The sequence below is a fragment of the Myceligenerans crystallogenes genome (assembly GCF_039529775.1).
Lineage (GTDB): Bacteria > Actinomycetota > Actinomycetes > Actinomycetales > Cellulomonadaceae > Myceligenerans > Myceligenerans crystallogenes.
On sequence record NZ_BAAANL010000005.1, the window covers coordinates 427,090 to 445,542 of the forward strand.

The window sequence follows — 18,453 nt, forward strand, 5'->3', positions numbered from 1 at the left end:
AGTCCGCCCGCACCCCTACTCCCCGTCCGGGTCCGTCCAGACCCCGGCCTCGCGCTCCGTCCAGAGCTCGCGGCGGGCCTCCGCCTTGGCGTCCATCCGCTCGGTGAACTCGCGGCGCTTCTCCGAGCGGGTGGGCCGCAGGCGTTCCTCGAAGCGCAGGTCCGTACCGCGCGCGCCGAGCAGCTCGGGGCCGGTCTGGAGGGTCGGTTCCCAGTCGAAGACGACGGCGTTCGTCGGGTCGCCGATCCGGACCTCGTCACCGGCGATCGCGCCCGCCTTGAACAGCTGGTCCTCGACGCCGATCCGCTCGAGCCGGTCCGCGAGGTAGCCCACTGCCTCGTCGTTGTTGAAGTCGGTCTGCTTGACCCAGCGCTCGGGCTTCTCGCCGCGCACCTCGAACCAGTAGGCCTCCTCGCCACCCTTGCGGGTCACGGTGAACCCGGCGGCGTCGACCGCCCTGGGGCGGATGACCACGCGCGTGGGCTCGGGCTCCGGCGCGGCGGCGCGCGCCTGCTCGACGATCCGCGCCAGGGCGAACGTGAGCTCACGCAGCCCCTCGTGGGAGACGGTCGAGATCTCGAGCACCGGGAGGCGGCGGGCCTCCAGGTCGGGCCGGATCATCTCGGCCAGGTCCCGCGCGTCGGGCACGTCGATCTTGTTCAGCACCACGAGGCGCGGACGCAGGCTCAGCGGCACGCGCCCGCCGGAGATCCCGAGGTCGCCCTCGTAGGCGGCCAGCTCCTCCTCCAGCGCGTCCAGGTCGCTGACCGGGTCGCGCCCGGACTCCAGCGTGGCGCAGTCCAGCACGTGCACGATCACGGCGGTGCGCTCGATGTGCCGCAGGAACTCCAGGCCCAGGCCCTTGCCCTCGCTCGCACCCGGGATCAGGCCGGGCACGTCGGCGACGGTGTAGCGGGAGTCGCCCGCCTGCACGACGCCGAGGTTCGGCACGAGGGTGGTGAACGGGTAGTCGGCGATCTTGGGGCGGGCGGCGGAGATCGCGGCGATCAGCGAGGACTTCCCGGCGCTCGGGTACCCGACGAGCGCGACGTCGGCGATCGTCTTGAGCTCCAGGACGACCTCGGCCTCCTGGCCCGGCTCCCCGAGCAGCGCGAAGCCCGGCGCCTTGCGCTTCGGCGACGCCAGTGCGCGGTTGCCCAGCCCGCCCTTGCCGCCGGCGGCGGCGACGTACTCGGCGCCGGTGCCGACGAGGTCCGCGAGGATGTTCCCCGCGCGGTCCTTCACGACGGTGCCGTCCGGCACGCCCAGCACGAGGTCGTCGGCGTTCGCGCCGTCGCGGTCGTCGCCCATGCCCTGGCTGCCCTTGGCGGCGCGGCGGTGCGGCGAGTGGTGGTACTCGAGCAGCGTGGTGACCTGCGGGTCGACGACGAGCTTCACGGAGCCGCCGTCGCCCCCGTTGCCGCCGTCGGGGCCCGCGAGGGGCTTGAACTTCTCCCGGCGGATCGACGCGACGCCGTGCCCGCCGTCTCCGCCTGCGGCGTGCAGGACGACGCGATCGACAAAGCTGGCCATGGATCGATCCTCTCAGGATGTTCGGTGACGGGCGCGGCCCGTCGGGTGTGCCCGGGTTAGGGCAGCAGGTATGCGAAAGGGGCGCGCCGTCCACGGCGCGCCCCCTTCGGCAGGCTCCGGGAATCAGGCCCCGGCAGTCGCCTCGACGATGTCGATGACGCGACGACCGCGGCGGGTGCCGAACTGCACGGCGCCGGCGGTCAGGGCGAACAGCGTGTCGTCCTTGCCGCGGCCCACGTTCTCACCGGGGTGGAAGTGCGTGCCGCGCTGGCGCACGATGATCTCGCCCGCGTTGACCTTCTGGCCGCCGAAGCGCTTCACGCCCAGGCGCTGGGCGTTGGAGTCACGGCCGTTGCGCGAGGAGCTCGCGCCCTTCTTGTGTGCCATCTCTGCTGACCTCTTTCAGGGGAGTCCGAAGTACGAAAGCTCAGAATCAGTTGATGCCGGTGACCTTCAGCCGCGTCAGCGGCTGGCGGTGGCCCTGGCGCTTCCGGTAACCGGTCTTGTTCTTGTACTTCATGATCGTGATCTTCGGGCCCTTCTCGTCCCGAACGACCTCCGCGGTGACCTTGACACCGGCCAGCGCGGCCTTGTCGGTGGTCACCTTCTCCCCGTCGACCAGCAGCAGAGCCGGCAGCTCCACCGTCTCTCCCGGCTGCGCCGGGACACGGTCCATGACGACGATGGATCCGACGGAAACCTTCTCCTGCCGGCCACCGGCCTTGACGATCGCGTACACCACGTTGAACTCTTCTCCTCGTCTTGGCGTGCGCACGACGTTCTTCACCGGCTTGGCTGTGACTCTCACCGCCGCGGCGGTCGAGTGCGGTGCGCCATGGGCACGCGGGACAGGTGCGCAGACGGCGCACCGACGTCCCAGATTACGGGATCGCGCCGCTCCGTTCAAACCGTACGGTGCGCGATCCGGTGTGAGATCGCCGACGGCGATCTAGGCTGATGGTCATGGCCGACGACGCCGTCGCGCGGGCCATGCAGGCCGTGCCGCGCACCGGTTTCCTCCCGCAGCACCAGCGCCCCTACGCGAGCGCCGATCACCCGCTGCCCATCGGGCACGGCCAGACCTCCTCCCAGCCGCGCACGGTCGCCGACATGCTGGCCCTGCTGCGCGTCCCACGCGGCGCCCGCATCCTGGACGTCGGCGCCGGATCGGGGTGGACCACCGCGCTGCTGGCGCACCTCGCCGGGCCGCAGGGCGAGGTGCTGGGCGTCGAGCGCCACCCGGAGCTGGCGGGATGGGCCGCGAAGAACGTCGCGGCGACCGGCATGGGCTGGGCCGCGGTCGAGACGGCGGACCCCGGCGTGCTGGGCCGCCCCCGGCCGGGCGGCTGGGACAGGATCCTCGTGTCGGCCCAGGCAGTACATCTCCCGGACGAACTCGTGGACCAGCTCGCCCCGGGCGGCCTGATGGTGATCCCGGTCCGCGGCCGCATGCTCCTGGTCGAGAACGACCCGGAGGGCGACCTCCGCATCACGGAACACGGCGGCTACCGCTTCGTCCCCCTCGTCGAGGACTGACCCGCGGGAAGGCCGGGGGCCCGCGCCCTCACGACGAACGGCCCCGAGAGCACGGCGGAGGGCCGCCACCCCTGCGGGTGACGGCCCTCCGGTGCGGGTCAGCGGCCCAGGAAGCGGGACCAGAAGCCCTTGCGTGGCTCAGGCGACCTCGTCGCCGGCTCCTTTGGGCGCGCCGGTCTCGTCGGTGTCGCCCGGCCCGGCGGCGTCGTCGTCGGACGGCGCACCGGCAGGCGCTCCCCCGGAGCGGTCCGGCAGCACGATCGCGTCGAGCGAGGCCGGGACGGCCGGGCGCTCGGCTGCCGTCTGGCGCGGCTCGGGCAGGGTGATCGCGACCTTGGGCGCCGCCTCCGGCGTCGTGCCGGGGGCGTCGGCAGCGGCCTCCGCCTCGCCGGGCCCGGGCTCGGCGGACGCGCCGGCGTCGTCGGCACCCGCGACCGCGTGCGCCTCTTCCTCCTCGTGCGCGTGCTGCGCCGCGGCCGCGATGGTGGCCAGGCGCGCCTTCACTTCCTCACGCTCCTCCGAGCTCTCTTCCGGCAGCACGGCGGCCGTCGTCGTCCCCGCGGCCTTCGGCGCCGGGCCGGTCTCGGCCTTCCCGCCGCGCTTGCGCCGCTTGCGCGCGCCGGCGGCGTCGGACGGCTCGCTGATCGCCGGGCCGCCGCGCTCGATCGGGTGGTCGTGCACCACGAAGCCACGGCCGTTGCAGTGCTCGCACGTCTCGCTGAACGCCTCGACCAGGCCCTGCCCGACGCGCTTGCGCGTCATCTGCACGAGCCCGAGCGAGGTCACCTCGGCGACCTGGTGCTTGGTGCGGTCGCGACCCAGGCATTCCACCAGGCGGCGCAGCACCAGGTCGCGGTTGGACTCCAGGACCATGTCGATGAAGTCGATGACGATGATGCCGCCGATGTCGCGCAGGCGCAGCTGCCGCACGATCTCCTCGGCCGCCTCGAGGTTGTTCCGCGTGACGGTCTCCTCGAGCGTGCCGCCCGCGCCGGTGAACTTGCCGGTGTTGACGTCCACGACGGTCATCGCCTCGGTGCGGTCGATGACCAGCGAGCCGCCGGACGGCAGCCAGACCTTGCGGTCCATGCCCTTGGCGAGCTGCTCGTCGATGCGGTGCACCTGGAAGACATCGGAGGACATCTCTTGCCCGACCCACTTGCTCACGCGCTCGCGCAGGTCCGGCGCGAGCTCCTCGACGTACGACGAGATCTCGTTCCAGGCCCCCTCGCCCTGCACCACGAGCGAGGAGAAGTCGTCGTTGAAGATGTCGCGCACGACGCGGATCGCGAGGTCCGGCTCGCCCTGCAGCAGCACGGGCGCGGACTTCTTCGACTTCTCGGCCTTGGAGCTGATCGCGTCCCACTGCTTCTGCAGGCGCTCGACGTCGCCGCGCAGCTCGTCCTCGCTCGCGCCCTCGGCGGCGGTGCGCACGATGACGCCCGCGCCCTCCGGCACGACCTCGCGCAGGATCTTCTTCAGGCGGTTCCGCTCGACGTCCGGCAGCTTGCGGCTGATCCCGGTCATCCCGCCGCCCGGCACGAACACCAGGTAGCGCCCCGCCAGGGTGACCTGCGAGGTCAGGCGGGCGCCCTTGTGCCCGATCGGGTCCTTGGTGACCTGCACCAGCACCGTGTCGCCGGACTTCAGCGCCTCCTCGATGCGGCGCGGCTGACCGTCCGCGATGCCCGCGGCGTCCCAGTTCACCTCGCCCGCGTACAGCACGGCGTTGCGGCCCTTGCCGATGTCGACGAACGCGGCCTCCATGGACGGCAGCACGTTCTGCACGCGGCCCAGGTACACGTTCCCGGCCATCGAGACCTGCGACTGCTGCGAGACGTAGTGCTCCACGAGCACGCCGTCCTCCAGCACCGCGATCTGGGTGCGGCCGTCCTGCTCGCGCACCACCATCGAGCGCGAGACGGACTCGCGGCGGGCCAGGAACTCGGCCTCGGTGACGATCTGGCGGCGGCGTCCGGCGTCGCGCCCCTCGCGGCGGCGCTGCTTCTTGGCCTCGAGGCGCGTCGAGCCCTTGAGGGCCGTGACCTCGTCGGAGGACGTGCCCCGGCCGCGCGCGGCCTCCGCGCGCTCGGCCCGGCTGCCCCGGCGGCGGCGCCGGCGACGGCGGCTGCCCGCCTCGTCGTCGCCCAGGTCGGAGTCGTCGTCCCCGGCGGTCTCCGCGGTGTCGGCGGTCTCGTCGGCCTCGCCCTCGTACCCGTCGCCCTGCGCGGACTCGGTCTCCTCGTCGGCCTCGCCCTCGGCCTCGGGGTCGTCGTGGCGCGAGTCGCGGATGCGGCCGCCGCGGCGTCCCCGTCCGCCCCGGCGCCGCCGGCGGCGGGCCTGGCGCGCCTCGTCGTCCTCCTCCTCGGCGTACTCGACCTCGTCGAGATCCTCGGGCGCGAGCTCGGTCAGCTCGACGCCCTCGGCGACGAGCTCCTCCTCGATCACGGCGACCTCGTCGACCGCGGCCGCGTCGTCGGCGCTCAGCTCGGCGACCTGGAACTGCGGCGCCGCGGGCGCCACCGGCACGGTGGCCTCGGCGATCTCGGGGACGACGTCCTGCTCGACGGCCGGCGCCGGGGCAACCTCGGCGGCCGGCTCGTCCTCGGCCTCGCGGGTCGCGAGGCGGTCCGAGTAGAAGCCCAGCGCCGGCTCGTTGCGCGGCCCGGCCTTGCGGCGGGGCCGCTGCGCGGCCGCCGGGTCCGGCGCCTGGAACAGCAGGGCGGTGGTCGCCAGCCGCGGCGCGACCTTCGGCCGCGCGAGCTGCTCGGCGCTCTCGCCGCCGGTCGCGTCCGCGTACGTCGTGCGGCCCGACGGCGCCAGGTCCGGTGCGGCGCCCGACGGCGCCGGGTCCTTCCGGGTGGACCGCCTCCGGGCCGGGGCGGCGGGGATCTCGGCCTCGGGCTCGGCCGTGGGCTCGGGCTCGGCCACCTTGCGCGACCGCGTGCGACGCGCGGGCTTCTGCTCGACCGCGGGCTCCTCGGCGTCGGCGTCGGGCGCGACGGCGGGCACCCCTGCGGGCGCGACGGCGGGCACCCCTGCGGCCGGCTCCTGGACGCTCGGTTCCGGCGGCGCGACCGGCTCGGGCCGCTCGGCGACCGCCGGGAACAGCGGCGCCTGCTCGGCGGCACCCGCCGGCTTGGCCGCGCGGCGGCGCTTGGGCTTAATCGGCGCGCCGGTCCCGGCGGTGACGTTGGCGGACGGCGCCGGGGCCGACGTCGTCGGCTCGGCCGGCGGGGCGACCTTGATGATGATCGGGGCCGCGGGCTGCGCGGGGGCCGAGGTGGTGCGCGTGGCGCGCCGTCGCACCGGCTTGCGCTGCGCCGTGCTCTCCGAGTCGCTCTGCGTCGCCAGGACCTCGGCGTCGTGATCGTTCTGTGACCCGGCGGCCGGACCTGTGGTGGAGGGAGTCGTCACGTTGGGTTGCTCCTGTGCTGGTGTCCGCCCCACACCCGCGAACCGCCAGGCGGTCGGCGTCCTGGAGCACGTCGCAACGAAGCGCCGTGCCGGACAGAAGTCTCGGTTGCGGCCCCGCCGTGTCTTCGCGGTCGGCTGCGACGACGGGCCCTTTCACGCCCCGCCCTCGCGGCACCGCGGCGGACGCGGTACTGCGGGCTCTGCAACCCCCGCCGGTGATGTGGTCCGGCAAGGGCAGAACCATTCTCGCACAACGACGCGCATCCCGATCGGCCGACCCGCGGGGACGGAGAGACACTTCCCCTGAGTGGGCGATGTCACCCCGCGCGTCGTCATCACCTGCCGCGGGGCAGGCATAGGCTGCTTGTGAAGATCTGAACAAGCTTCGAACCGGCATCAGAGCAAGTACGGCACCACCATCCGACCTCCAGGAGCCCGCAGTGGAAGCTCTCGATCTGGCGCGGTGGCAGTTCGCCATCACGACGGTCTACCACTTCATCTTCGTCCCGCTCACGATCGGCCTGGCGCCGCTCGTGGCGATCATGGAAACCGCCTGGGTACGCACCGGCAACGAGCGCTGGCTCAAGCTCACGAAGTTCTTCGGGAAGCTCTTCCTGATCAATTTCGCCATGGGCGTGGTCACCGGCATCGTGCAGGAGTTCCAGTTCGGGATGAACTGGAGCGAGTACTCGCGGTTCGTGGGGGACGTGTTCGGCGCCCCGCTCGCGATCGAGGCGCTGGCGGCCTTCTTCGTCGAGTCGACGTTCCTGGGCCTGTGGATCTTCGGCTGGGACCGGCTGCGCAAGGGCGTGCACCTCGCCTGCATCTGGGCGGTGGCGATCGCGGTGAACCTGTCGGCCTTCTTCATCCTCGCGGCGAACTCGTGGATGCAGCACCCGGTCGGCACCCGGTTCAACCCGGAGACCGGCCGCGCCGAGATGGTGGACATCCTCGCCGTGCTCGGCAACAACACCCTCTGGGCCGCCTTCCCGCACGCCGTGACCGCGGCGTTCCTCACCGCGGGCACGTTCGTGGCGGGCATCGCCGCCTGGTGGATGGTGCGGCTGGTGCGCACGGGCGACGAGACGCGGATCGCGCTCGCCCGCGACGTGTACCGGCCCGCCGTCGTGCTGGGCACGGTCGCGATGCTGGTGGGCGGCGCCGGCGTCGCGATCTCCGGCGACTTCCAGGGCAAGCTCATGTTCGAGCAGCAGCCCGGCAAGATGGCGTCGGCCGAGGCGCTGTGCGACGGCGAGGAGGCCGCCAACTTCTCGATCCTCACCATCGGCGACCTCTCCAACTCCTGCGAGGGCGTCCGCCACATCCTCGAGGTACCGGGCGTCGCCAGCTACCTCGGCACGGGGCAGTTCAGCGGGCCGGACAGCTACCTGCCCGGCGTCAACGACGTCCAGGCCGAGTACGCCGAGCGCTACGGCGAGACCGACGCCGCCGGGAACCCGATCTCCTACACCCCCAACCTCGCGCTGACCTACTGGTCCTTCCGCCTCATGATCGGCTTCGCGGCGGGCTCGGCGCTCCTGGCGCTCCTCGCCCTGTGGTTCACGCGCGGCGGCCGGGTCACCGGCAACAAGTGGTTCGCGCGCGTCGGCGTCTGGGCCATCCCCATGCCGTTCGTCGCCTCGTCGTTCGGCTGGATCTTCACCGAGACGGGCCGCCAGCCCTGGGTCGTCGCCCCCAACCCGACCGGCATCGACCAGATCCGGCTGCTCACCGAGCGCGGCGTCTCCACGGCGGTCAGCCCCGGGATGGTGCTCGCCTCCATGATCGTCTTCACCGTCCTGTACGGGGTGCTCGCCGTGGTGTGGGGACGCCTCATGCACCGGTACGCCGTCGAGGGGGTGCCCGACGTCGTCCACGACGACTCACCCGAGGCGCGGGACGACGACGCCGACCGCCCCCTGTCCTTCGCCTACTGAGCCTCCCGGAAGAGGACCGACCATGGATCTCGCACTCGTCTGGTTCGTGCTCATCGCCGTCCTGTGGACGGGCTACCTCGTGCTCGAGGGCTTCGACTTCGGCGTCGGCATGCTGCTCGGCGTGCTGCCGCGCGCCGACGGCACCGGCCGCAAGGACACCGAACGCCGCCTCCTGATCAACACCATCGGGCCCGTCTGGGACGGGAACGAGGTGTGGCTCATCACCGCAGCCGGGGCCACGTTCGCCGCGTTCCCCGAGTGGTACGCCACCCTGTTCTCCGGCTTCTACCTGCCGCTGCTGGCGATCCTCGTCGCGCTGATCGTGCGGGCCGTGGCCTTCGAGTACCGCGGCAAGATCGACGACGCCGCCTGGACCCGCCGCGCCGACCTCGCCATCCAGTTCGGCTCCTGGGTGCCCGCGTTCCTGTGGGGCCTGACGTTCGCCAACCTCGTGCGCGGCGTGCCGCTGGACGCCGGCCACCAGTACGCGGGCACGCTCGCGGACCTGTTCAGCCCGTTCGCGGTGGCCGGCGCCGTCGTCGTCACCCTGCTGTGCCTGCTGCACGGCGCGATCTTCGTCTCCCTCAAGACCGACGGCGACATCCGGGCGCGCGCCCGCCGCCTCGCCGCCGGGCTCGCCTGGGCAGCTCTCCCGGTCGCGGGCGGCTGGGCCGTGTGGGCGCAGCTCGCCTACTCCGTGACCTGGACGTGGGCCGTGGTCGGCGTCGCCGCCGCCGGGCTCGCGGGCGTCGTCGTCACGACCGGGCGCTCGCGGGAGGGGCGCGCCTTCGGGCTGTCCGCCCTGGTGCTGGTCGCGTACGTGGTGCTGGTGTTCGGGTCGATGTACCCGGACGTGCTGCCCGGGGCCGGCGGCGGTGAGTCGCTGACGATCGCCGAGGCGGCGTCGACCCCGTACACCCTGGGCATCCTGACGGTCGTCGCCGCGATCCTCACGCCGCTGGTGATCGCCTACCAGGCGTGGACCTACTGGGTCTTCCGGCGCCGCCTGTCGGTGCGCGACATCCCGCCGCCGATCGGCCTCACCTGGCAGAGGATCAAGGACGCGGCGTTCTGACGGGATGATGAGACGGTGCGTCCCCTCGATCCCCGGCTGCGGCACGTCCGGCCGGCGCGCTCCTACCTGATCCTGACCGTCGGGCTCGGCGTCGCGTCGGCCGGGCTGGTGGTCGCGCAGGCGCTGCTGATCGCGGCGCTGCTCGCGCCGGCGATCCAGGATCCGGGGACGACGCCGCCGGGCGCCGCCGCGTCGTTCGCCGGGCTGGCGGCCGTCGTCGCCGGGCGCGCCGTCGTCGCGTGGGCACAGGAGCGGTACGCGCTGCGCTCGGCGTCGCGCACGATCTCGGACCTGCGGGAGCAGGTGGTGAACGCGGTCGCGCGACGCCCGCCGCGCGGGCGGGGTGCGGCGGCCCGGGCCGCGACCTCCTCGGGGAACGCGGCCGCGTACGGCGCGGGGCCACGGAAGCAGGTCGAGCAGACGGCTGAGCGCCCCGCATGGGTGCCCGGAGGCGGCGGGGCAGCGGCAGGCGGCACCGAGGTGGCGACGCTCGTGACGCGCGGGCTCGGGGACCTGGAGCCGTATCTCGTGCGGTATGTGCCGCAGCTCGTGCTGACGGCGGTGCTGACGCCTGTGCTCGTGGTGGTGGTGCTCTGGCTGGACTGGGTCTCGGCGCTGGTCGTCGCGGTGACGCTGCCGCTCGTGCCGGTGTTCATGGTGCTCGTGGGGCGGCTGACGGCGGGGGCGTCCGAACGGCGGCTCGCCGTCGTCGCGCGGCTCGGTGACCAGGTGCTGGACCTGGTGGCCGGGCTGCCCACCCTGCGCGCCCACGGCCGCGCCGCCGGGCCCGCGGCACGCGTGCGGGCGCTGGGCGAGGCGTCGGCACGCGCGACGATGGGGACGCTGCGCGTGGCGTTCCTGTCGTCGATGGTGCTGGAGCTGCTGACGACGCTGTCGGTCGCAATCGTGGCGGTAGGGGTCGGGCTGCGGCTCGTGGAGGGGCAGATGGAGCTGCAGCCCGCGATCGCGGTGCTGGTGCTCGCGCCCGAGGTGTACCTGCCGCTGCGGCGGGTGGGCGCGGAGTTCCACGCCTCGGTGGACGGCGTCGCGGCCGCAGCCCGGGCCTTCACCCTCCTGGAGGAGCGGGCCGCGCCAGACGGCGAGGGTCGGCGCGAGGTCGACGGTCGGCCTGAAGTTGGCGGTCGGCCTGAAGTTGGCGGTCGGTCTAATGTCGAGTGGTCGGCCGGAAGTCGAGCGGTCGGCCGCCCGGGCGGCCGATCTCACGACTTTCGGCCGACCGAGCGGCGCATCGGGCCGACCACACGACAAGGGGCCGAGCGTCCCCGCCCCGCGGAGGGGATCGCCGGCGGGGTACTCGTCTTCGACGACGTCTCCGTGCGGGCCGGTGAGCGGGATGTCCTCGCGCCTGCTGGGTTCTCCGCCCGCGTTCCGCTGGGGACCGGGCTGCCGGGCGGGGGGCGGGTCGTCGCGCTGCGCGGACCGAGCGGCTCCGGGAAGTCGACCGCGGTGCTGGTCGCCCTCGGGCTGATCGAGCCGGACGGCGGCCGCGTCGTCGTCGAATCGGCGTCAGGCGAGCGCACCACTCTCACCGAGATCGGCCTCGACGCGTGGTGGAGCCACCTCACCTGGGTACCGCAACGCCCGTCGATCCCGCCGGGCACGCTCCGGGAGATCCTCCACTCCCCCGCCGCCGGCAACCGGGCAGCCCTCGCCGGCCCGCCCGCCGGCAACCAGGCGGCCCCCGATGTTCCGCCCGCCGGCAACCGGGCCGCCTCCGGCGACTCCTCCGCCCGCGACCCGAACCTGTCCGGGGCCCCGGTGATGTCGGAGACCCCGAGCGGATCCCCGGCAGCCTCCGACGAACTCTCCGCCCGCGATCCGGGTGCATCGGACAACCCGTCCGTTGCCGCCCCTGCGGCGTCGGACACACCAAGGGGTTCCCGGGCCGCCTCCGACGGTCCGCCGCGTGGGGCCCTGGCGACGTCCGGCGGCACGCCGCGGCGTACGGTCCAGATCGCGCGGGCCGCGCGGCTGACCGGGCTCGACGATGTGGTCCGTGAGCTACCCGGTGGCTGGGACACGCGCGTCGGGCTCGGCGGGACCGGGCTGAGCGTCGGGCAGCGGCAGCGCGTCGCGCTCACCGCGGCACTCCTGGACGACGGCGCCGAGCGCCCGCTGGTCATCCTCGACGAGCCGACCGCGCACCTGGACGCCCGGTCGGAGGAACAGATCATCGGGACCGTCCGGGCCTGGCGGGACGCCGGCCGGACGGTGCTCGTCGTCGCGCACCGGGAATCGCTGCTCGCGATCGCCGACCAGGTGATCGACGTCGAGGCCCGGCCTGCCGAAGGAAGTGAAGGATGACCGCGCCCACGGCGTCGTCGGACCTCCGGGGACGGGACCGGCGCGACCCCCTGCGGCGGATCCTGCCGCTCCTCGAGGTGCGGCCCGGGCGGGTCGCGGCCGCGATCGGGCTCGGGACGCTGGCGCTGGCCTGCGCGATCGGGCTCGCGGCCGTGGCGGCGTGGCTCATCGCGCGGGCGTCGCAGATGCCGCCGGTGCTGACGCTGTCGGTCGCGGTGGTGAGCGTGCGGGCGTTCGGGATCGGGCGCGGGGTGCTGCGGTACCTGGAGCGGCTCGCGTCGCACGACGTCGCGCTGCGCGGCATGGCGGCGCTGCGCGCCCGTGTGTACGCGGGGCTCGCGGACGCGCCCGGGACGCCCGCGGTACGGCGCGGCGATCTGCTGGCGCGGCTCGGGGCCGACGTCGACGCCGTGGGCGACGTCGTCGTGCGCACGGTGATCCCGGCGGGGATCGCGGTCGTGACCGGGCTGGGGTCGGTGGTCCTGGTGGGGGTGCTGCTGCCGGAGGCGGGTGCGGCGCTGGCCGGGTGCCTGGTCGTGGCCGGCGTCGTCGTCCCGTGGCTCGCGGCGCGGGCGGCCGCGTCCGTGGAGGCCGACGGCGCCGCCGCGCGCGGGCGCGTGGGCGCGCTCGCGCTGGAGCTGCTGGAGGAGGCGCCCCAGCTGCGGGTGGCGGGAAGGTTCCGGCAACGGGCCGCGGAGCTGCACGACGCCGATCACGAGCTCGATCGCGTGAACGACGCCGGCGCGCGGGTGAGCGGGCTGTCCGCCGGGCTGGGCGCGCTGGCCCAAGGGCTGGCCGTGCTGGCGGCGCTGGCGCTCGGCCTGCCCGCGGTCGCCGCGGGGCGGCTGGCGCCGGTGGAGCTGAGCGTCGTGGTGCTCACGCCGCTGGCGGTGTTCGAGGCGACGGCCGGACTGCCCGCCGCCGCCGTGCAGTGGCACAGATCGCGGGAGGCCGCCCGGCGGCTGCTCGGTCTGCTGGACGGAGGTTCCGGACCGAGCCCGCGATTCGGCGGCCTGCCGGCCGGCGCAGGGATCGGACCACAGGGCAGGCGGGCGACGACGGCCGGCGGGGTGCCCGGACCGACGACGGGCGGCCGGGTGCCCGGACCGGCAGCGGACGGCGGGTCGCCCGGTCCGGCGGCGGACGGCGGGTCGCTCGGTCCGGCGGCGGGTGGAGGTTCCCTCCGCCCTGCGCCGGCCGGGCCGCCCGGGGACAGTGGCGAGTGGGTCGGGGAGGCGCGGCCCGTGGTGCGGGCGGTGATCGATCCGCGGCCCGGGACCGTGACGGTGGTGACCGGGGCGTCGGGGTCGGGGAAGACGACGTTGCTGATGCAGGTCGCCGGGCTGCTGCCAGGGCTGGGGTCAGGACCGGCGCCTGGCACACTTTTTGTGGCCGAGGACGCCCATGTCTTCGGGACCACCGTGCTGGAGAACCTGCGGGTCGCGCGCGGCGACGTCACGCAGGAGGAGACGCGCGAGGCGCTCGGGACCGTCGGGCTCGGGCCGTGGCTGGACACGCTGCCGGACGGGCTCGGGACGATGCTCGGACCGGACGCGGCGAACGTCTCCGGGGGTGAACGACGGCGGCTACTGGTGGCCCGGGCGCTGCTGGCGCGCGCCGAGGTGCTGCTGGTGGACGAGCCGGCGGAGCACCTGGACCCGGAGGCGGCCGACGACCTCGTGCGCGTGCTCGCGCGGCACGCCCGCGCCACCGGGAGCGCCGTCGTCCTCGCGACCCACCGGACGCCGCCGGACGGCGTGGCCGACACCACGATCCAGCTGTGATCAGCGCGACACCGACCCCCGCCGAATCGCGCCACACCGCTCAGCGCCGCTTGTAGCACACGATGACCAGCAGTGACATGTCGTTTCCGACACGCCACCCTTGGGGGGTGAAAAGAATCGCGTGACCAATTCGTGACACAGGACGAGTTTCTCTGTACTGTCATCCCTGCCGCGGCACCCAGACCGTGGTCCAGTTCCGGCCGCCGAACCCCGCCACCGGACCCTGGCCTCAGTACTCCGGCGGGGACGGGGGAACCACGCAGTACGGGTCCCGCAAGGGCCCTTGGGGTGAAGCCTTCTTCGGAAGGCCGGGTGAAACTCCCATCCGAACCCGACAGCTCACCTCGCAGGCGTCGGAGGAGACCAGTGGCTACGCTCACGCATGCAACGAATCAGCCGACCACCCGTGGCCGGCACCGCGCCGAAGGACCCGCCGTCACCCCCCTGACCGGCGTGGGAGAGGCAGCAGTCAAGACCGGCGCCATCGCAGCCGTCACCGGCGGGATGCTCGCCTCCGTGTTCTCCTCGAGCGCGAGCGCCGCGCCCGCCGAGAACACCCGGACGACGACGCTCGACTACAACCGGGCCGAGGCCAACGTGCTGGCCGACGAGCTCGTCGACGTCGTGCGGGTTCCCGCACAGGCTCAGCCCCAGGTGGAGACCACCACCATCAAGATCACGCCCTACGCCGAGACCGACGAGGGCAAGGCCGAGGCCGCGCGCATCGCCGAGGAGAGGCGTCAGGCCAAGCTGGAGCGCCAGGCGGAGCTGGAGGCCCAGCGTCAGGCCGAGCTCGAGGCCGAGCGCCAGGCGGAGGCCGAGGCCGCCGCGGCTGCCGAGGCAGAGGCGGCCGCCGCCGAGGCCAGCGCCTCGACGACCACGACGACGAGCACCACCAGCACCTCGACCGGCAGCAGCATCGGCCAGCAGGCCGTGAACCTGGCCATGGAGCTCGTCGGCACCCCGTACGTGCTCGGCGGCTCCACCCCGTCCGAGGGCCTGGACTGCTCGGGCCTGATCACCTACGTGTACAGCCAGCTGGGAGTCAGCCTCCCGCGCACGTCGAGCGAGCTCCACTACGCGGGCACCGCCGTCTCCGACCCGGTGGCGGGCGACATCGTGTGGACCTCGGGCCACGTCTCCCTCTACGCCGGCAACGGCATGATCGTCGAGGCCGTCCAGCCGGGCACCCCCCTCCGCTACACGACGATGTGGCAGTCGAACCCGACCTTCGTCCGCGTCGCCTGACGAGGCCTGCGGTTCCCTGAACGAGGTTCGCCCCGCGACCACGAGGTTTCCGTCATCGGCTCCCGGCCGATACCCCGGAAGCTCGTGGTCGCGGGGCGAACCTCGTCGTCGTCAGCGGGGCGGGGGCTGGCAGGTCGGGCAGGAGAAGGACGAGCGGTTCATGAACTGCTCGCGGCGGATCGGGGTGCCGCAGCGCGGGCAGGGCTCGTTCTCGCGGCCGTAGGCGGCCAGGGAGCGGTCGAAGTAGCCGGACTCGCCGTTGACGTTCACGTAGAGCGCGTCGAACGACGTGCCGCCCTGCCGCAGCGCCTCGCGCATCACGGCGGCGGCCGATTCCAGCACGCGCACGACGTCCGCCTGGCGCAGCTTCTCCGTCGCCCGCCGTCCGTGCACGCGGGCGCGCCACAGCGCCTCGTCGGCGTAGATGTTCCCGACCCCGGACACGACGGTCTGGTCGAGCAGCGCGCGCTTGATCTGCGTCCGACGACGCCGCACGCGCCGCGCCACCTCCTCGACCACCACCTGCGGGTCCAGCAGGTCGCGGGCGATATGGGACACCGGCTCCGGCAGCAGCGCCAGGTCGGTGCCGTAGCCGGCGGGCTTCCCGTCCTCGGCCGGGACGAGATCCTGGACGCTCAGGTGCCCGAACGTCCGCTGGTCCACGAAGTCCAGGTATCGCACGGGCTCTCCGCCGACGACGGGCCCGCCCTCCAGGTGCAGCCGCACGCGCAGGTGCGGGTGCTGCCAGTCGTCCGCGCTCGCCCCGCCCCGGACCAGCAGCTGCCCGGACATCCCGAGATGCGCCAGCAGTGCCTCATCGGGAACGGGGACACCCGCGGGAGCCGCAGCACCATCGGGAACCGCGGCGTCGTCGGTCCGCACACCGGCGGGAACCGCGGCGTCGTCGGGCATCAGCGGGAGCCAGAGGAACTTGCCGCGGCGGGCGGCGGCGGCCAGACGCCGTCCGGTCAGGCGGCCCGCGAAGTCGGCCGGGCCTGCCTCGTGGCGGCGCACGCTGTAGTCGCGGAAGACCTCCACGCGCCCTACGACGGCCCCCACGGCGAGGCGGTCGAGACCGTCGCGGACGGTCTCGACCTCGGGGAGCTCAGGCACCCCTGGCCTTCACGACGTTCGCCGTGCTCGAGGCGTCCCCGGCGTTCCCGCCGTTGACGTTCCCGCCGTTCGCCTCTCCGGCTCTCACGTTCCCGGCGTTCGGGTTCCCGGCGTTCGCATCCCCGGTGTGCGGGACGACGACGGCGGCATCCTCGCCGCTCGCACCAACCTCGCTCGCGCCAACCCCGTTCGTCCCGGCTCCGTTCGTCCCGGCCCCGCTCGCGCCCGCTCCGCTCGTCCCGGTCTCGTCCGGCGTGGCCTCCAGGGCAGGGAACGCGGTGACCAGCGCCTTGTACGCCTCCTCGGCGGCCTCCTGCTCCGCGTGCTTCTTGGCGGAGCCCGAGCCCTGGCCGTAGCTGGTGCCGTCGATCACGACCTCGGAGTGGAAGATCCGGGCGTGCTCCGGCCCCTCGAACGTCGCGAGGTAGTCGGGCGAGCCCAGACCGCGCACGGCGGCGGCCTCCTGCAGCGACGTCTTCCAGTCCAGCCCGGCGCCCAGGCCCGCGGCGACGTCGAGCTGCGCGTCGACCAGGCGGTGCACCAGCGCGCGCGAGACCTCCAGGCCGTGCGACAGGTAGGTGGCGCCGATCAGCGCCTCGACGGTGTCGGACAGGATCGAGTCCTTGTCGAAACCGCGCGTGCGGATCTCGCCCTTGCCGAGCAGCACGTAACGGCCCAGCCCCAGCTTCCGGGCGATCTTGGCCAGCGAGCGCTGCGACACGGTCGCGGCGCGCATGCGCGCGAGATCGCCCTCGGCGGTGCCGGGGTGACGGCGGTACAGCGCCTCGGTGACCACGAGCCCGAGCACGGTGTCGCCCAGGAACTCCAGGCGCTCGTTGGTCGGGATGCCGCCCGCCTCGTGGGCGAACGACCGGTGGGTCAACGCCAGCACGAGAAGCTCGGGGTCGAGAACGACCCCGAGCTTCTCCAGCAACTCGTCCGGCTCCGACCGCGTCGGAGCCCCGCGACGGGCCATCAGCCCGCGGCGTGGACCGTCTTCAGGGCCTCACGGTAGGAACGACCCTTGTACGCACCGCACGTCGGGCAGGCCGCGTGGGGCAGCTTGTTGCCCCCGCAGGACTGGCAGGAGGTCAGCGCGGCTGCGGTGGTCTTCCACTGCGAGCGGCGCGCACGGGTGTTGCTGCGCGACATCTTGCGCTTCGGAACAGCCACGGCTAGCTCTCTTTCGTCTCGTCGGACACGCCCGTGGATTCGAGCATGCTCTGAAGGGCCGACCAGCGAGGGTCGACCAGATCATGATGGTGGCCGGGGTCGTCGGCCAGGCGCGCTCCGCACTCGGAGCACAGGCCCGGGCAGTCCGGACGACACAGCGGTTGAAATGGTAGCGCGGTGACGACCGAATCCCGTAACACGGGCTCGATGTCAGCCAGATCGCCCTCGAGCACCGACACCTCGTCCTCCACGTCCTCGTCTCCGGCGTCGGCCTGCGCCTCGGCCCGCTCGGGGTACGCGAAGAGTTCCTGGATCGGCGTCTCGACGTCGATCACGACCGTGTCGAGGCACCGGGCGCACTCGCCGGTGGCCTCGCCGCGGACCGTGCCGGAGACGAGCACGCCCTCCATCACTGCCTCGAGCCGCAGGTCCAGCTCCAGGTCACCGCCCTCGGGGATGCCGATGACCGGCGTGCCCACGGGCGACGGCGCCTGCACGGTGACGCCGTGCGGGCGCATGGTGCCGGGACGCCGGGACAGCTCGTGCGTGTCGAGCACGAGCGGCGAGCGCGGGTCAAGTGCGATGGCAGACTCCGGGAAGGGCGGTCGATGAAGCGGATGGGTGATCCAAGAGGACCAGCCTGCAATCTTACGGCATCGGCCCGCCGGTTGTCGGCCCGGGGGCGGCGACGGGACAGTGTGATGCGGCACGTGCCGGGCCGCCGGCGCGGAGGCGGGGTTGGATCGGCGCGCGGACCCCGGGAAGACGGCAGCCTGCGGACGGGCAGCCGCCGGGCCGGTCAGCGGGCGAGCGCCGCGCGCACCGCGTCCGCGGCCCCCGCCGGGACCAGGTCGTCGATCGGCCCGCCGTGCCGCGCGATGTCCTTCACCAGCGACGACGCGACGTGCGCGTACGCCTGGTCCGCGACCACGAACACCGTCTCCACGCCGGACAGGTGCCGGTTCATCAGCGCCATCGGCTGCTCGGCGTCGAAGTCCGCGCCACCGCGCAGCCCCTTGACGACCACCGTCGCCCCCGCCTCCCGGCAGAAGTCCACGAGCAGCCCGTCCACGACGCCGACCTCGACACCCGCGGTCGCCGGATCGGCCGCCACCGCGTCCCGCGCCAGCGCCGCCCGGGTGTCCAGGTCCAGCAGGCCGGACTTCCCCGGGTTCTTGGCGACGGCGATGATCACGCGGTCGAACATGCCGCACGCCCGCCGGACGACGTCGAGGTGCCCCAGCGTGATCGGATCGAACGAGCCCGGGCAGACGGCGATGGTCATGCAGCTCAGCCTAGTCGCACGGCCCAG

At 73.7% G+C, this 18,453-nt stretch carries 14 protein-coding genes, 1 pseudogene and 1 riboswitch; of the genes and pseudogenes, 6 read left to right on the forward strand and 9 right to left on the reverse strand.

The window, feature by feature from the left end; genetic code table 11:
• Positions 1–15: 15 nt before the first annotated feature.
• The 3 genes from obgE to rplU all read right to left on the reverse strand — a co-directional run bounded on the left by obgE (position 16) and on the right by rplU (position 2,275).
• The gene (gene obgE, locus ABD208_RS14445; RefSeq protein WP_344104078.1) at positions 16–1,533 is read right to left on the reverse strand and encodes a GTPase ObgE; all 1,518 of its coding nucleotides are present in this window, start codon (positions 1,531–1,533) and stop codon (positions 16–18) included.
• Positions 1,534–1,656: 123 nt separating this feature from the next.
• The gene (gene rpmA, locus ABD208_RS14450; RefSeq protein WP_344104080.1) at positions 1,657–1,920 is read right to left on the reverse strand and encodes a 50S ribosomal protein L27; all 264 of its coding nucleotides are present in this window, start codon (positions 1,918–1,920) and stop codon (positions 1,657–1,659) included.
• Between the two features lie 46 nt (positions 1,921–1,966).
• Entirely contained in the window at positions 1,967–2,275 is a 309-nt protein-coding gene (gene rplU, locus ABD208_RS14455; RefSeq protein WP_344104174.1) for a 50S ribosomal protein L21, read from the reverse strand.
• 221 nt (positions 2,276–2,496) lie between these two features.
• On the opposite strand from rplU, the gene ABD208_RS14460 reads away from it, so the two are divergent.
• The gene (locus ABD208_RS14460) at positions 2,497–3,069 is read left to right on the forward strand and encodes a protein-L-isoaspartate O-methyltransferase family protein (RefSeq protein WP_344104082.1); all 573 of its coding nucleotides are present in this window, start codon (positions 2,497–2,499) and stop codon (positions 3,067–3,069) included.
• Between the two features lie 138 nt (positions 3,070–3,207).
• Here ABD208_RS14460 and ABD208_RS14465 read toward each other — a convergent pair whose 3' ends face one another.
• Positions 3,208–6,486, reverse strand: coding sequence for an Rne/Rng family ribonuclease (locus ABD208_RS14465; protein ID WP_344104084.1), 3,279 nt, complete (start codon positions 6,484–6,486; stop codon positions 3,208–3,210).
• A 440-nt stretch (positions 6,487–6,926) separates the two neighbouring features.
• On the opposite strand from ABD208_RS14465, the gene ABD208_RS14470 reads away from it, so the two are divergent.
• The 5 genes from ABD208_RS14470 to ABD208_RS14490 all read left to right on the forward strand — a co-directional run bounded on the left by ABD208_RS14470 (position 6,927) and on the right by ABD208_RS14490 (position 14,855).
• Positions 6,927–8,423, forward strand: coding sequence for a cytochrome ubiquinol oxidase subunit I (locus tag ABD208_RS14470; RefSeq protein ID WP_344104086.1), 1,497 nt, complete (start codon positions 6,927–6,929; stop codon positions 8,421–8,423).
• A 22-nt stretch (positions 8,424–8,445) separates the two neighbouring features.
• Complete coding sequence (gene cydB, locus ABD208_RS14475) at positions 8,446–9,498, forward strand: cytochrome d ubiquinol oxidase subunit II (RefSeq protein ID WP_344104088.1); 1,053 nt, start codon at positions 8,446–8,448, stop codon at positions 9,496–9,498.
• Between the two features lie 15 nt (positions 9,499–9,513).
• Positions 9,514–11,823: an ABC transporter ATP-binding protein/permease gene (locus ABD208_RS14480; RefSeq protein ID WP_344104091.1), complete on the forward strand. Its 2,310-nt coding sequence runs from the start codon at positions 9,514–9,516 to the stop codon at positions 11,821–11,823.
• Positions 11,820–13,607 carry an amino acid ABC transporter ATP-binding/permease protein gene (locus ABD208_RS14485; protein ID WP_344104094.1) on the forward strand — a complete coding sequence of 596 codons (1,788 nt, stop codon included), beginning with the start codon at positions 11,820–11,822 and terminating at the stop codon, positions 13,605–13,607. The genes ABD208_RS14480 and ABD208_RS14485 overlap by 4 nt, the downstream gene beginning before the upstream one ends.
• Before the next feature lie 191 nt (positions 13,608–13,798).
• A riboswitch (cyclic di-AMP (ydaO/yuaA leader) is annotated at positions 13,799–13,975 on the forward strand.
• Positions 13,976–14,060: 85 nt separating this feature from the next.
• A complete protein-coding gene (locus tag ABD208_RS14490) occupies positions 14,061–14,855 on the forward strand; it encodes a C40 family peptidase (RefSeq protein ID WP_344104096.1) in 795 nt (264 codons plus the stop codon).
• A gap of 111 nt (positions 14,856–14,966) precedes the next feature.
• Here the strand turns inward: ABD208_RS14490 and mutM are convergent, their stop codons facing one another.
• From mutM to coaD, 5 genes and pseudogenes are all read right to left on the reverse strand, one after another.
• A complete protein-coding gene (mutM, locus tag ABD208_RS14495; RefSeq protein ID WP_344104098.1) occupies positions 14,967–15,968 on the reverse strand; it encodes a bifunctional DNA-formamidopyrimidine glycosylase/DNA-(apurinic or apyrimidinic site) lyase in 1,002 nt (333 codons plus the stop codon).
• 280 nt (positions 15,969–16,248) lie between these two features.
• Positions 16,249–16,944, reverse strand: a pseudogene (rnc, locus tag ABD208_RS14500) (ribonuclease III); the annotation flags it as partial.
• Positions 16,944–17,141, reverse strand: a complete 198-nt coding sequence (gene rpmF, locus ABD208_RS14505; protein ID WP_344104100.1) for a 50S ribosomal protein L32 — start codon at positions 17,139–17,141, stop codon at positions 16,944–16,946. The gene rpmF and the pseudogene rnc, both read right to left, overlap by 1 nt.
• 2 nt (positions 17,142–17,143) lie before the next feature.
• On the reverse strand, positions 17,144–17,698 hold the full coding sequence (locus tag ABD208_RS14510; protein WP_344104102.1) for a YceD family protein: 555 nt from the start codon (positions 17,696–17,698) through the stop codon (positions 17,144–17,146).
• Between the two features lie 242 nt (positions 17,699–17,940).
• Positions 17,941–18,426 (reverse strand): pantetheine-phosphate adenylyltransferase, encoded by a 486-nt coding sequence (coaD, locus tag ABD208_RS14515; RefSeq protein ID WP_344104104.1) that lies wholly within the window; start codon positions 18,424–18,426, stop codon positions 17,941–17,943.
• Positions 18,427–18,453 lie beyond the last annotated feature (27 nt).

What these genes read in the sequence shown, in the direction of transcription:
- obgE (WP_344104078.1), bottom strand. Translation starts at nt 1,533, where the DNA reads ATGGCCAGCTTTGTCGATCGCGTCGTCCTGCACGCCGCAGGCGGAGAC.
- ABD208_RS14460 (WP_344104082.1), top strand. Translation starts at nt 2,497, where the DNA reads ATGGCCGACGACGCCGTCGCGCGGGCCATGCAGGCCGTGCCGCGCACC.
- rpmA (WP_344104080.1), bottom strand. Translation starts at nt 1,920, where the DNA reads ATGGCACACAAGAAGGGCGCGAGCTCCTCGCGCAACGGCCGTGACTCC.
- ABD208_RS14485 (WP_344104094.1), top strand. Translation starts at nt 11,820, where the DNA reads ATGACCGCGCCCACGGCGTCGTCGGACCTCCGGGGACGGGACCGGCGC.
- coaD (WP_344104104.1), bottom strand. Translation starts at nt 18,426, where the DNA reads ATGACCATCGCCGTCTGCCCGGGCTCGTTCGATCCGATCACGCTGGGG.
- cydB (WP_344104088.1), top strand. Translation starts at nt 8,446, where the DNA reads ATGGATCTCGCACTCGTCTGGTTCGTGCTCATCGCCGTCCTGTGGACG.